General features: G+C 50.5%; 11 protein-coding genes and 1 tRNA gene. 4 read left to right on the plus strand and 8 right to left on the minus strand.

The annotated features are described in order from the left end of the window. Nucleotides 1–313: 313 nt before the first annotated feature. Nucleotides 314–2,104: a methyl-accepting chemotaxis protein gene (locus CEK60_RS19275; protein ID WP_089040372.1), complete on the plus strand. Its 1,791-nt coding sequence runs from the start codon at nucleotides 314–316 to the stop codon at nucleotides 2,102–2,104. Between the two features lie 334 nt (nucleotides 2,105–2,438). Here CEK60_RS19275 and CEK60_RS19280 read toward each other — a convergent pair whose 3' ends face one another. From CEK60_RS19280 to dctP, 3 genes are all read right to left on the minus strand, one after another. Further along, nucleotides 2,439–3,722: a TRAP transporter large permease gene (locus CEK60_RS19280; protein ID WP_089040373.1), complete on the minus strand. Its 1,284-nt coding sequence runs from the start codon at nucleotides 3,720–3,722 to the stop codon at nucleotides 2,439–2,441. Beyond that, nucleotides 3,719–4,225 carry a TRAP transporter small permease gene (locus CEK60_RS19285; protein WP_089040374.1) on the minus strand — a complete coding sequence of 169 codons (507 nt, stop codon included), beginning with the start codon at nucleotides 4,223–4,225 and terminating at the stop codon, nucleotides 3,719–3,721. Before CEK60_RS19285 ends, CEK60_RS19280 begins: the two co-directional genes overlap by 4 nt. Nucleotides 4,226–4,287: 62 nt before the next feature. Then, on the minus strand, nucleotides 4,288–5,313 hold the full coding sequence (dctP, locus tag CEK60_RS19290; RefSeq protein ID WP_089040375.1) for a TRAP transporter substrate-binding protein DctP: 1,026 nt from the start codon (nucleotides 5,311–5,313) through the stop codon (nucleotides 4,288–4,290). Nucleotides 5,314–5,643: 330 nt separating this feature from the next. On the opposite strand from dctP, the gene CEK60_RS19295 reads away from it, so the two are divergent. Beyond that, nucleotides 5,644–6,696: a GlxA family transcriptional regulator gene (locus CEK60_RS19295; protein WP_198361391.1), complete on the plus strand. Its 1,053-nt coding sequence runs from the start codon at nucleotides 5,644–5,646 to the stop codon at nucleotides 6,694–6,696. A gap of 99 nt (nucleotides 6,697–6,795) precedes the next feature. Here the strand turns inward: CEK60_RS19295 and CEK60_RS19300 are convergent, their stop codons facing one another. Genes CEK60_RS19300 through CEK60_RS19310 form a run of 3 tightly spaced genes read right to left on the minus strand, consistent with a single transcriptional unit; the run spans nucleotide 6,796 to nucleotide 9,577 of the window. Further along, nucleotides 6,796–8,058, minus strand: coding sequence for a TRAP transporter large permease (locus tag CEK60_RS19300; RefSeq protein WP_089040377.1), 1,263 nt, complete (start codon nucleotides 8,056–8,058; stop codon nucleotides 6,796–6,798). Continuing rightward, the gene (locus tag CEK60_RS19305; protein ID WP_089040378.1) at nucleotides 8,055–8,579 is read right to left on the minus strand and encodes a TRAP transporter small permease; all 525 of its coding nucleotides are present in this window, start codon (nucleotides 8,577–8,579) and stop codon (nucleotides 8,055–8,057) included. Before CEK60_RS19305 ends, CEK60_RS19300 begins: the two co-directional genes overlap by 4 nt. Then, nucleotides 8,579–9,577, minus strand: a complete 999-nt coding sequence (locus CEK60_RS19310; protein ID WP_089040379.1) for a TRAP transporter substrate-binding protein — start codon at nucleotides 9,575–9,577, stop codon at nucleotides 8,579–8,581. Before CEK60_RS19310 ends, CEK60_RS19305 begins: the two co-directional genes overlap by 1 nt. 143 nt (nucleotides 9,578–9,720) lie before the next feature. Here CEK60_RS19310 and CEK60_RS19315 point away from each other — a divergent pair. After that, nucleotides 9,721–9,797, plus strand: a tRNA-Arg gene (locus CEK60_RS19315). A 55-nt stretch (nucleotides 9,798–9,852) separates the two neighbouring features. Here the strand turns inward: CEK60_RS19315 and CEK60_RS19320 are convergent. Continuing rightward, nucleotides 9,853–11,565 carry a class I SAM-dependent methyltransferase gene (locus CEK60_RS19320; protein ID WP_089040380.1) on the minus strand — a complete coding sequence of 571 codons (1,713 nt, stop codon included), beginning with the start codon at nucleotides 11,563–11,565 and terminating at the stop codon, nucleotides 9,853–9,855. 237 nt (nucleotides 11,566–11,802) lie between these two features. Here CEK60_RS19320 and CEK60_RS22435 point away from each other — a divergent pair, with 237 nt between their 5' ends. After that, nucleotides 11,803–12,429 (plus strand): hypothetical protein, encoded by a 627-nt coding sequence (locus CEK60_RS22435; RefSeq protein WP_198361392.1) that lies wholly within the window; start codon nucleotides 11,803–11,805, stop codon nucleotides 12,427–12,429. Nucleotides 12,430–12,723: 294 nt separating this feature from the next. Here the strand turns inward: CEK60_RS22435 and CEK60_RS19335 are convergent, their stop codons facing one another. Then, complete coding sequence (locus CEK60_RS19335; RefSeq protein ID WP_089040381.1) at nucleotides 12,724–13,068, minus strand: hypothetical protein; 345 nt, start codon at nucleotides 13,066–13,068, stop codon at nucleotides 12,724–12,726. Nucleotides 13,069–13,126 lie beyond the last annotated feature (58 nt).

Consider the following 13,126-nt stretch of genomic DNA (forward strand, 5'->3'; position numbering starts at 1 on the left):
GAAGCTGGAAGCGGCTGATGGTGACAATCTCGCCCATAATAAAAAACTGCCCTGCCCCAAAATGGGGCAGAGCAGTCAAAAAGACGTGGCTAGCGGCTTGCTAAAACGGGCCATCCTTGGCCACCACACCCCTACAGTGAACGGATAGGCCCAAGATAACCTTAACGCAGGTTATGAAAGCGCAATTTTGAGCGTTAATTTGCTGTTCATAAACAAAAAGTACGCGAAGTGGTTAAAGTTGACACAGGTTAGGTCGATAAAAAACGCATAAAACTATTAAAAATTCTTCCGATGACCTACTGAGAAACACTTTATGGCTACTCCTCCTGCTTCGACCTCGCCAAAACGGAACCTTAGCTTACAGGCTAAGGTGCTGATGCTTGTCCTACTGCCACTTTTCATAGTGACCGCAGGGTTAGTCGCGTTTGACGCCTACGGCCGCATTCAAAACACCCATGAGACGCTGGCGAATCAGCGTGAGGTGCTGATTGAAGAGCGCCGCAATGCAGTACGCGACATTGTGCAAATGGCGACGACCGCTATTTCTCCTATTTATGAGCAAGCAGGTGCCAATGATGAGGAAGCCAAACAGCAGGTAGCCGAGATAGTGCGCGCCATGCGCTTTGAAGATAATAACTACGTTTTTATCTACGACTTCGATGGTAACAACATCGTGACGGCCCCTGCGCCAGAGCGTGAAGGTACCAACATGATGGACGTAAGAACCCCAGACGGAAATTACCTTATTCGCGATATTCTTCAGGTTGCCAAGAACGGTGGTGGTTTTCATAGCTACTTATGGGAATACCCAAGCACTCGTGAAATTGAGCCGAAACACTCCTACGTCGATAGCCTGGAAAAATGGGGTTGGATGATCGGTGCCGGGGTTTACGTCACCGATGTTGATGCGGTTGTTGCAGAACTGGTGGCGACCGCTAACGCGGATCTACGCCAGTCTATCCTGTTCGCTATTTTGTTGGGTGCGGCCTTATTTATAGCAGTGGCGCTGCTCGCATTCGGCTTTGTGCGTCGTACCGTTGGGCCGATTAAACGTACCGCCAGCGCTATGCACGATATTGCCCAAGGTCGTGGCGACCTTACCCGCCGCCTAGCGGTAGAAAGCAACGATGAAGTGGGTAACCTAGCGGTTCAGTTCAATGCCTTTGTCGAGCGCATGCAGGAAACCCTGCGTGATGTGCGCCGTAGCACCATGAGTGTTTATCATTCGGCGGGAGAAATTTCCCATAGCTCTGAGGAACTGGCCACCCGCACCGAGCAGGCTGCAGCCAACCTGCAAGAAACGTCAGCTTCCATGGAAGAAATTACCTCGACCGTGAATCACAGTGCAGATAATGCCCAGCAGGCCAATCAGCTGGTGCAGTCCACTGCTGAAGTAGCCCAACATGGTGAAGAAGCCATGGGACAGGTCGAGCGGACGATGCACGATATCAACGACTCAGCGACGCGTATCAGCGAAATCATCACCATGATTGACGCCATCGCTTTCCAAACCAACATTCTGGCGCTTAACGCCTCGGTGGAAGCCGCGCGAGCGGGTGAACATGGCCGTGGCTTTGCGGTCGTCGCGCAAGAAGTACGCACACTGGCTAGCCGCTCTAGCAACGCGTCAAAAGAGATTCGTACGCTGATTGATAGCTCTGTTAAGCACACTCACACCGGTGCTGAGCTAGTACGTAAGGCGGGCGCGACAATGCATGACATTGTTGAAAGTGTCTCGAAGGTGACCGATGTGATCGGTGAGATTACGGCGGGTGCCAAGGAGCAAAGTAGCGGTATTGGCCAGATCAACACCGCCGTCGCGGAAATGGATACCATGACTCAGCAAAACGCTGCCATGGTGCAGGAATCCACCACGGCTGCTAGCAACATGCGCCGTCATGCCGAGCACCTTAATGAGCTGATCAACACCTTTGTGCTTGGCGACGATGAGCCACAAGCATCATCGACACGGCCAGCGTTAAACCAACCGCGTCAGTCTCTGCCTTCTGGCACACCAAGTGCGCAACAGACGCTCAAGCGCCCGACGCTCTCCTCTAAGCCAGCACCCGTTAACGCTGGCGAAGACGACTGGGAAGAGTTTTAAGCCTAACGCTATGCGCCTGCTGGCTGAAAACACACGTTGTTAAAAAGCCAGCGGCAAACAGGTGAAGTAGAAAAGGGGCTGCCACATGGCAAGCCCCTTTTTCATTACCGCCCAGCGTTAACTACCCGACCAGCCCAGCAGGATCGGTACATAAACCACCAATAGCAGCACGCCAATCAACCCTAAAAGATACGGGATAATTGCCCGAGTGATGCGCTCCAGCGGTAGCGACGTCGATAGGGGGCTGATGAGTATCGCATTTAAACTATAGGCTCTCTCTTTAGCTAGAGAGGGCCTATAGTTCAGTAATATCATTTAGTGGATTGCGGTTATTCTAAAAGGTAGTGACCCACAAAATGATGTTAGGAAATAGCGTAAATACTCCTATGGCGCCAAGTAAAATAAGCCAGTAAGGCAAGGAGGCCTTTGCTGCAGATGTTAAATTAACTTCATTTTTAGAAATGGATGATAGGACAAAGAGATTAAGCCCTACGGGCGGCGTTATCATACCGATCTCTATAAGTAGCGTGACAATAATACCGAACCAGATGGGGTCGAACCCTAAGCTTGTGATCATCGGGAAGGTGATAGGAAGTGTCATGAGTAGCAGTGATATGCCATCAAAGAAACATCCGAGCACGATATAGACGATGACGATCATCAGCAGTATGCCATACGGGCCTAGCCCAAAGCTGCCAATCGCTTCGACTGCAGTACGAGGAATGCCTAGTAGGCTGACGGCTTGAGAAAGGATCACTGTACCAATCAAAATCATACCGATAGCGGTAAACATGATTGAAGCATGCTTAAACGCCTGCCATAGTCTTTTGAAGGTTAAATCGCCCCACGTTAAACCTAGAACGATACTGGCCACTACGCCCAAAGCCGCCGACTCCGTAGGCGTCGCGATCCCCAGATAAATGGTCCCCAATACAAAGAAAATAAGTACGGGAAGAGGCCATATCTCCTTGAGTCCAGTTATTACGTGCTTGAAGGTCACTTTCTCTTTAAACGTAGGGGTTACTGGCTCGCCAATTTTAGAGCGGATCATAATCCATGTGGAAAAGGCGGCAGCAATGAGTAAGCCTGGCAGCATGCCAGCGATAAAGAGTTGGCCAATAGAGACGTTTTGAGTCGCTCCGTAGATGATCAATGCCAAGCTGGGGGGAATGAGAAGCCCAAGTGTGCCCCCTGCCGCTAATGTGCCCACCACTACACTTGGCTTATACCCACGTTTTGTCAGTTCAGGATAGCCAACTGCGCCTATGGCAGCTGCAGTAGAGGTGCTTGACCCGCTAACCGCACCAAACAGCGTGCAGACAGCGATGTTGGTATGGAGCAATTGCCCTGGAACACGCGCGAACAGAGGGGTTAGACCGTTATAGACGCGTTTTGACACGCCGCTTGCGAGAAGTATTTCACCTAAAAATATGAAAAGAGGAACTGCGCTTAGCGTAAAATCCGTCAGCATGTTCCAAGTTGCGTTAATCGCCAAGGGGGTGGCGCCGTTAGCTTGAAAGTGGAGCAGGAGTAGACCCGTAAGCCCCAGCGCAGCCCCTAGAATCGCGCCACTGGTTAAAAATACAACTAGCGCCCCGCTCAAGAGTAACCAGCTCATATTGCATCCTCCGCTGAAGCAACATCTGTCGAGGGCTGTTTAAAACCATGGCTGAGCTGAATCAAGAGGCACAGCACCATGGAAAAAGGCATGATGGCCATCCACGGCCATAAGAGAATGCTACTGATATCCGTACGTGAATTGAGCGAGAACGAGAAGTTCATGAAATTCCAGGATTCAAAGGCGAAGATGGCACAGAACGTGAGTAATACGAAGACGCCTATAAAGTCCATTATCCTCGCGATACCTGCTGGCATCAGGTTGACGAGTATCTCTATGCGTATGTGGCGGCCCTTATTGAGTACATAAGGTAGACAAAGGAAGGTCAATGTTAAGAACAGCAGCCCCGCCAGCTCATCTGAAAACCGCAAAGGATGACCACCCAGATAGCGCATCAAGGTGCTGACGAATATCAGTGCAGTCATTGCTATACCGCTCATGACGCCCAATAGAAAGGAGGCATAGGCAGTATAGTTCAGTACAGTGTTGATTCTTCTTATCATCACGGCTAGCTCCAAAAAGAAAGAGCCAATAGGTATTGGCTCTAGATTGGTTTATGTATCCATTACTCTTCGGAGATCGCTTGGGTGACTGTCTCGTAGTAGCGTATGCCGTCCTCGCCTGCGTTTTCCGCCATGGCTTGCCACGCCTGCCAAGCGGCGTCTACAAAAGTTTCGACGTCATCATCTGAGAAGTCGGGAAGCATGGTGATTCCCAATTCTTCACGCGCTTGACGCGCCTGCGCTTCGCGCTCTGGATCAACCGCAGTGGCGCGGGTATCGTTCCAAATCTCTTCACCGGCTTCTTCCAGAGCCTGGCGTTGGTTGTCGTTGAGGCGGGATAGCGCTTGTTCACTGATACCAAAAAGCCATGGGGAGGCTGCCCACGGGTGTAAGTAAGACTCGTACTCGGTGACTTCTTGAAGCGAAACGGTAGGGGCCACGGTAGATAAGTAATAGGCACAATCTACAACGCCTGTTTGAAGTGCCATATACATATCATTTTGCGGAATGACTTGAGCTGAAATGCCCAATAATTCAAAAGTATCCACAAGGTGTCTGGACCAGACGCGGACTTTCTTATCCTGTAGATCTGCCAAAGTGTGTACCGGCTCTTTGCAGTGCAAACCTACATCGAAAATAGGAGCAACGACGCCACCAACGATTTGAATATTCCAATCTGAGAAGCCGTCTTCATAAAGTTCCCTGATGACATCAAGAATTTCATCATGTTGGGAAGATTCTGTAATAGCGCCCTGAGCATATACGGATGCCAAGGCAGGCGCGTCACGTGTGTAATATTCACCATACAGTAGTGCCATATCGACCATGCCCTGCTGCAATACTCTCAGCATGTCGGCTTCTTTAAGACCTAAGGCGCCTGCATGGTAGACTTCGATATCAAGCTCGCCATCTGACTTTTCACTCACTAAGCTAGCGAATCTGTTGATCTGCTCTGCTTCGGGACGAGATTGTGAAAGCCCGCTATGGAATTTCAGCGAGATGTTCTCTGCCTGGACACTCCCGATGGTTGTTAAGGACAAAAGAGTTGCAGCGCCCAGAGTAACTTTTTTGATTTTAGGATTATTCATAAGTTTATTTCTCAGAGGAGAGGAGGTGGGGTTTCATCTTGAATCAGTTACTACTTTCGAAAAGGTGTTCTTTGCGACACTAAGGATCTAAATAGCGACATTTGATAAGCTTTTAAAAGAACGTGGTGGTGGGTATTTTTTTGTTATCTGACGAAGTAAAGCGATTAAGTTTGTGTAGATTGTTCAACTTGACCCAAGGCTGGGCAGGTTTTACATAGTTGAGTTTGAAGCCTTGTGGCATTGGGGGAATCATGCTGATTTTTTTGATTTATTTTTCCACGGTGCGGTTTTTGCATAAAATAATAATGGCTCAAAAAATTGAGGTTCATCATGAAGGATAAATTCTCAAGTATATTGAAAAATAAAAACATGCCTTATATTTCTTCAGTCGGCTATTTAGAAAATACTAAAATAAAGAAAAGAGTAGCTTTTATACTGCTAGAGAATTTTTCAATGATGGCTTTCACTGGCGCTGTGGATGCACTCGTTACCACGAATTTAATGAAGTCTACTACGATGTATGAAGTATTGGTGGTGGGTAGCGAGGCATCGGCAGTTGTTTCTGATTTAGGTATTGAGGTGGCTGCGGATTATTCGTTAGACAAGTTCGATGCTACAAGCCTCAACATTGATGTATTGATTGTATGTGGCGGCCTGCGCGTACTTCCTAAAACAACTCTCCTCTTGCGCAGCAAACTGAGACATGCTGACAACAAAGACAGAATGTTAGGAGGGTTATGGAACGGCGCTTACTTCCTTGCAGAGGCGGGATTATTGAGCGGCTACCAGTGCGCTTATCATCCTGATGGTCGCGCGATGATGGCAGAGCAGTTTTGGGATGTATCGGTATCTAGCCGTAGCTTTATTGTGGATCGTAATCGTATCAGCTGTGCGGGGGCGAGTAGCTCATTGAGCATGATGCTTGAAGTAGTAAGAACTGACTGTGGCAATGAGGTGGTCAGTGCAGTTGAAGAGATGCTTCGCTGTGATAAGGGCTTAGATTCTCCAGATATTTCAACGATAGGTGTCGATCAAAACCTCACTCTGCCAGAAAAATTGAAAATATCGCTGCAATTGATGAAAAATAATATTGAAGAGCCTTTATCCATCTCCGAAATAGCGAATTGGGTCAATATTTCGAGACGCCAGCTAGAACGTATGTTTGGTAATTACGTTAATGCTAGCCCTTCTCGATACTATATGGAACTTCGACTAACGCGTGCGCGTCAGCTTCTTCAGCAAACTAACAAGCCCGTTGCTGAAGTGGCAGTTGCTACTGGTTTTGTGAGTATCTCTCATTTTCGCAACTGTTTTTTCCAGCTCTTTGAAGTAACACCAGGACAGTTTAGAAGGTCGTGCCAAGCTGGCGAACATTCGATGTGAGCTTCTTGTGTGAATTCACGATGAGTGTACTGAGACTAGATAAGCGTTACTTTAAAAAGAGAGCCAAAAAGGCTCTCTTTAAACAGTGCAAACGCTGATTTAACCACCCGACCAGCCCAGCAGGATCGGTACATAAACCACCAATAGCAGCACGCCAATCAACCCTAAAAGATACGGGATAATTGCCCGAGTGATGCGCTCCAGCGGTAGTTGAGTCACTGACGAAGCCACATAAAGGTTGATTGCCACTGGCGGGGTAATCATGCCAATCGATAGCCCCACCACAATAATCAAACCAAAGTGGATCGGGTCGATGCCCAATTGCAGTACCAGCGGCAGCAGCACCGGGGTAAGAATAATCAAAGCGCTAGCGGTCTCGATAAACACCCCCGTGAGCAGAATCACGCCCACGACCAGCAGCATAATTACGTAGGGGTTGGTGGAAAGCGACAGCACTGCCTGGGCAATTGCGCCGGGTACCTGCCAGCTTGAAAGCGTCCAGCTGAGTACTGCCGACATGGAAATCACCAGCATAATCACCGCGGTGGTCATCGCCGAGCGAATCAGTAGCTTATACACCTGGGGCAGGGTTAAATCCCGGTACACAAACAGCGATACCAGCAGCGCGTAGTTGACTGCGACCACCGCCGCTTCCGAAGGCGTGAAAATGCCCGAGAAGATGCCGCCCAAAATAATCACCGGCGTCATCAGCCCCCAGCTAGCCGCTTTCAGCGTGCGCCAAATGGTAGGTAGCGACAGCGGTGTACCTTTGGGGTACTGACGCTTATAGGCTTGAGTGATGGCAATGGCCATCAGCCCCAGCCCCATTGCCAGACCCGGCAAAAAGCCGTTCAAAAACAGCTTGGATACCGACTGCTGAGCAATCACCGCGTAGATAATCATCGGCACCGAAGGAGGAATCACCACGCCAATCGTGCCGCTGGCAGCAATTAAGCTGGCCGCTGAGGCAGGGTCGTAACCTTTGCGCTTGAGTTCTGGCACCAGGCTTGAACCCACCGCCGCGGTGGTGGCCGCACCAGAGCCGGAGATTGCCGCGAAGAACATGCCTGCCATTACCGACACCACCGAAAGCCCGCCGCGCATAAAGCCGACTAACGAATCGGCAAAGCTCACCAGCCGCTCGCTGACCTTACCCTGGGCCATTAAGTCACCGGCCAGAATAAACATCGGGATCGCGACCAGAGCAAACGAGTTAATGCCCTGGAACATCTGCTGGGTGACCACCATCAGCGGCACGCCCGACTGGTAAAGCGCATAAAGCGTGCTTGCCCCAATCGCAAAGGCAATCGGCACGCCCAGCAGCATAAACAGGAAGAACAGCCCAAATAGCACCAGCGTCATAGCGGTTCCTCCGGGGCAGCGACCGTCGGCTCACCGTTCACCAGTACGTCGATCATATCCACCAGGGCGTACCACGCCATGATGGCGGCAGAGAGTGGGATGACTGCATAGATGTAGGTCATCGAAAGCCGCAGTGAGGCGGATTTCTGAAAGCTTTGCACCTGCATATAGCGATAGCCGATCACGATTAGCGCGATCATAAACGCTAGCACCACCGCCAGTGCAGCCAAGCGCGCCAGCTTGCGCAAAGGCAGGGGAAGCGCATCCACGGCAAAGGTCACGGCGATATGTCGCCCGCGTTGGAAGGCTAAGGTGCTGGCTAAAAACGTAATCCACACCAGCAGAAAGCGCGCGACTTCTTCCGTCCAGCCAACGGCGCTGAACAGTACCCGCGACACAATCTGCAGAGTGATCACACCAATTAATGCTGCCATGCCTGCAAAGACCACGGGCTGGATGATGGCATCCAGCCCGCGCTCACTACGTTGCAGCAGCGTCAAAAGAGGCTGTGCAAAGGCCATCACTGATTCAGCGCCTCCCGAATGCGTGGCAGGTAGTCACCAAACTGCTCGCCATACTTCTCATATACAGGCGCCACGGCAGCTTGGAAGGCTTCCATATCCGGCGTTTCGTTGATTTCCATACCGGCTTCGCGCAGCGCCGCCAGTTGGTCGGCTTCCATATCTGCGTTCACTTGGCGCTCATGCTCGGCGGCTTCTTGGGCGGCTTCTTTCAGTACGGTTTGCGCCTGTTCTGGCAGTTGGTTCCAAACGGGCATGCCCATTACAAAAATTGCCGGGGCATACGTATGGCGGGAAAGGGTCATGTAGTTCTGGGTTTCATCCAGCTTGAACGAATGGATCACGTTCACCGGATTTTCCTGGCCGTCGATGGTGCCCTGCTGCATGGCGGTCAGCGCTTCTGTCCATGCCATGGGAATAGCGTTGGCGCCCAGCTCGCGGAAGGTGTCGGTGTACACCGGGTTTTCCATCACACGAATGCGTAGCCCATCCAAATCTTCCGGCGAATTCACCGCGCGCTCGCTGTTGGTCAGGTTGCGGAAGCCGCGCTCTGCGTAGGCCAAGCCTTTCAGGTTCACGTCAGACAGCTTATCCAGCAGCTCCTGGCCGATCGGGCCATCGAGCACCCCATAAGCGGCTTCCGGTGAGGGAAATAGGAACGGCAGTTCAAACACCGCCATCTCTTCGACAAAGTTGGCCACCGGGCCGTTGGTAATCAGCCCCATATCCACCGTGCCGATCTGCATGCCTTCCAGTAGCGTGCGCTCGTCGCCTAGGGAAGCATTAGGATAGATCTCGATGTTGACCTTGCCACCGGTGCGTTCTTCCACCAGTTCTTCAAACTTGGTCGCGGCGATATGGAAACCATCCTGCTCGTTGACCACGTGGGCCAAACGCAGGGTAACGGGGTCCATATCAGCAAAATCAGCGGCATTCGCGGCGCTTACCAGCGCCAGTGAAATGCCCAGTGCCAGCGTGTTACGTGCAAAAGTTTTCATTATGTTGTGTTCCCAGTTTCACTAAAGATAGGAAGTGCTCCCAAAGCATGCACCACACTGCGGAAAACGGTCAATCAAAGCGCCTGTAAAACCGCTGACTAGCTGGACACAGCGCGCCCACACGGGTACGATACGCACCCAAAGCGCCCGTAGCTCAGTTGGATAGAGTGTCGGCCTCCGAAGCCGAAGGTCGCAGGTTCGATTCCTGCCGGGCGCGCCAAATTGTGAAAAAGGGAGCCTGCGAAATCGTAGGCCCCCTTTTTTTATGCCCACCATTATTGCGCAATGCCCATCCACTCCGCTAGTTGTTGATTAGCCTTTAAGCGTTGGCGTTGCAGTAGAGCGCTATCAAACAGCATATCCAAAGTAGCTGATGAGTTGGCAAAAGGAAGTGCAACGGCAGCCTCGTCACGAAATTGTCGACTAACAGTTGCGGTATCGTCTAAGTAGTGCCACCAGTGCAAGATATTTTGCCTAGCATTCTGCATAACACTCGCGGCAGGTAAGCGATCAGACTTTGCTTGATTCGCTTTTTCAGTAGCGGGTAGTAAATTCCATAGATCGTTATTGTTCCAGCGCGACCAAGGAAAGCAATGATCTACTGCATATTGCCCCCAGTGTAAGTCTTTCTGCGACCATACACAGGGCAGCGGTGTGGGGTCTTCCAGGCGTTGATTCACTAGCAAACGTACCTGTTGTGTATCACGGCGGCTTTCCTGCCATTGTAAGGCTTGATGCAGTTTGCCAAGATCATAATTTGCGTCGTAGCGTTGCATCAGTTGCGCCCACTCATGAACTATGGCCGGTTCTAGCCAACAGGCGTAGCGGCTCATAGAATCCCATAGCTGAGTCGGGATGCAGTAGGTTCCAAAAGAGGCCAGTGTTTCGCTATCAAGGCGAATCGCTTGCTCACGAATACGAAGGCTTTGGCTATTGCCATCGAAGATGGGGCGCTGGCTTCCTGGCCACGTAGTGAAGTGCGTGGGCATTTTAAGAATGGTCAGGCAAGCATCTCGAATTGCGCGCATCACCATGGCTGCGGCTTGAGGGTCGTAAAAAGGGGATCCGATACGTAAATCAGGCGGAGAAACCAGCTTCAGGCGATAAAAGTCATCTTTGGCAAAGCCGTAGCCTCTATTGCCGGGTGCTTGACGCAACTGGTGTTCTATTACCAAAGGGCGGTATAGCTTCAGCCAAAAAAGACCTACCGCACCCAGTGGTACGGTTACCCACTCTTCCGTTCGTGATATCACAATACCTGGCGCGCTGTCAGCCAAGCGTGTCAGTGTACGTAGTAAACCCAGCTTGTAAGTCGATGCTTTGTCATCATTTACGATGATGTGTCGTAACGTGGGTAATGCACCTGAGCCATCGTCCGGTAATTTAAAGACACGTAAATGCCAAGAGATACCATCCCGGCCAAGTTGATCGTCATTGTGGCTTGTTTGTAACGGCGAAAGCGCCAAGTTTTGTGCCCAACGCTCTAATGCTGACAGGTTCACAGATTGGAATAGGCGCTCATCACCGCTTGGGCCTTCGCGGCAGGTAATAACAAGAACTCCACCAGGTGCCAGCAGTGACGATAGAACCCGTAAAGACCGCTTTTGATCGTCATGACCAAGATGCATCCAGACAGCAGATACCAATATCAATTGAAACCGTTGCGATAGATGGCGCACAAGGTTCAATGAAGGCAGAGTATCGCTTAGCCAGGAGATATCATCACCAAATGTGTGCGCCTGTCCTAGCGCTCTCAAGCGGTCGGCAGGTTCCACAGCTATGACTTGCCAGCCTCGCTTCGCTAAAGCTTTCGCATCGCGACCACTCCCTGCACCAACGTCTAGCGCTAAGCCAGGTTGACTAGATAGATGGTGCAGCCATTCACCATGGATACGGTCGAAACTTAGCGACTGATACTGCTCAAACAATCGTTGAGCGTTATCGTCGTAGAAACGACTGGTAGGGTTAGTTTTGGAAGATGAAGCCATGCTGAATCCTTGGTAAGCAGTAAACAACCAATATCCTTACCTTACCAGCTTCGTGCATGTCAGGTAGTTGGAGAAAAGCAGGGGGCAACTACCGGCCAATAGAGGATGTTTTGTGAGCCCTGATGCAAAAGAAACCTTCGTTTACTTTGCACAGTGCTTCAAACTAGAAACAATGCAAAGGTTAGATGGCAAACATATTTAGATGCGTGGAAACCTGAGACAACTATCAAGGTATTTTTGACAGGAAAGTACAAGGAGCTTTCATTGCTTTCATGGATCAGGCGGTTAAAGGTTCAACAAACCCGCAATTACGAACAGCGATTTGATCAAGCCTTGAAACGCAGCAAAGACTGGGGCCTTGCGCCCTCCGGATTCTGTTGCTCTCAAGAGCGCTTTTTAAGCGAGAACAATCTCAAGGTATTTCAGCAAGTTGTGTCGGCGTCTTTATCCCATCTCCAGGCTGAAGATGTTTCACAGCAGTGTTTTGCGGTAACTGCGACGCTCAAAAACCCTTTAGAAAGGGCGCTGGGAGTGCCGCTCGCGTTCACCTTAGGCTACGTAGAGTATAACGGTCACAATGTTTTTTATAGCGATACCAATGAGCTTAAGGCGATGCTAAACAAGGGAATGCCCTCCCCTGCGCTGAATCTACATGCGTGGCTCACGCTGCCAAGCCATGAGGTGATCGATATGACGTTCGGTACGACGTACGGGGTGGTGACACAAACGCCGAGCGTCATTGGCCGTTTGTGCTTCATGCATCCTGATGACATGACCGCCGATATGCAATATCACCCGCAGTTGATCGGAGAGGATTACCTAGAACGAATCGGCGGTATGAGCACTTTGCTGATTTTATCTTGAGCCTTAGCCTCGTTAAAAAAACATCTCTGGCAGTGCTTTGTCCATTGCGCTGGTACATCTGCCCGCACCTTTGACGCCTTGCTTCGGAAGAAGTACTCGCCGGCCCATTACAAAAGGGCTGCTGCATCGGCTGCGGGCACTGCGCTCATAGAGTGCCTTTGGTCGAAAGCAATCGGTCGCCAAAGACTGCTTTCGGCCAGGAGCGGACTCTTATCTTCTCTGATATAACGCCGCTATAAGCCGCGCGAGCTCGCGAGCGCAGGGCGACCGAAGGGAGCGTACTTAATGGCTTGGTTATAACTGATTCGTAAAATGGCGAAGGACTTCGGATTTAACATCTTCCATAGTACTGAATCGTCCACCTAACCTATAGAAACAGTTCATCCAACCCCATCCCGGGACATCAACCATTCTGATGTGAGTTTCATCCAGCCCTTCGTATCCATATCTTTCGAAAAGAGACATTTGAACTTCAAAATTGCGCTCTCTCATGGTGGCATCGTCCAAAAACGGAAACTGGCCTTCAAAAACTATCTCTTGATTTGTTAGCTCATCAACAGCATCAAATATCACTGCCTCGCCAAAATTTTCTTTAATATGATTTAGAAAAATATCAAGTTCAAGACGTTTGTTTTCCATGCCAAATGTTCTCTCGCTTTTGTATAACACCCGGCTCGCGGGCCGGTTTGGAGCTGCG

The organism is Halomonas sp. N3-2A, assembly GCF_002216165.1.
Taxonomy (GTDB): domain Bacteria; phylum Pseudomonadota; class Gammaproteobacteria; order Pseudomonadales; family Halomonadaceae; genus Vreelandella.

Coding starts and splice junctions, on each gene's coding strand:
- CEK60_RS19285 (WP_089040374.1), bottom strand. CDS start 4,225: ATGATAAGAAGAATCAACACTGTACTGAACTATACTGCCTATGCCTCC.
- CEK60_RS19320 (WP_089040380.1), bottom strand. CDS start 11,565: ATGGCTTCATCTTCCAAAACTAACCCTACCAGTCGTTTCTACGACGAT.
- CEK60_RS19280 (WP_089040373.1), bottom strand. CDS start 3,722: ATGAGCTGGTTACTCTTGAGCGGGGCGCTAGTTGTATTTTTAACCAGT.
- CEK60_RS19295 (WP_198361391.1), top strand. CDS start 5,644: ATGAAGGATAAATTCTCAAGTATATTGAAAAATAAAAACATGCCTTAT.
- CEK60_RS19275 (WP_089040372.1), top strand. CDS start 314: ATGGCTACTCCTCCTGCTTCGACCTCGCCAAAACGGAACCTTAGCTTA.
- CEK60_RS19300 (WP_089040377.1), bottom strand. CDS start 8,058: ATGACGCTGGTGCTATTTGGGCTGTTCTTCCTGTTTATGCTGCTGGGC.
- CEK60_RS19310 (WP_089040379.1), bottom strand. CDS start 9,577: ATGAAAACTTTTGCACGTAACACGCTGGCACTGGGCATTTCACTGGCG.
- dctP (WP_089040375.1), bottom strand. CDS start 5,313: ATGAATAATCCTAAAATCAAAAAAGTTACTCTGGGCGCTGCAACTCTT.
- CEK60_RS19335 (WP_089040381.1), bottom strand. CDS start 13,068: ATGGAAAACAAACGTCTTGAACTTGATATTTTTCTAAATCATATTAAA.
- CEK60_RS19305 (WP_089040378.1), bottom strand. CDS start 8,579: ATGGCCTTTGCACAGCCTCTTTTGACGCTGCTGCAACGTAGTGAGCGC.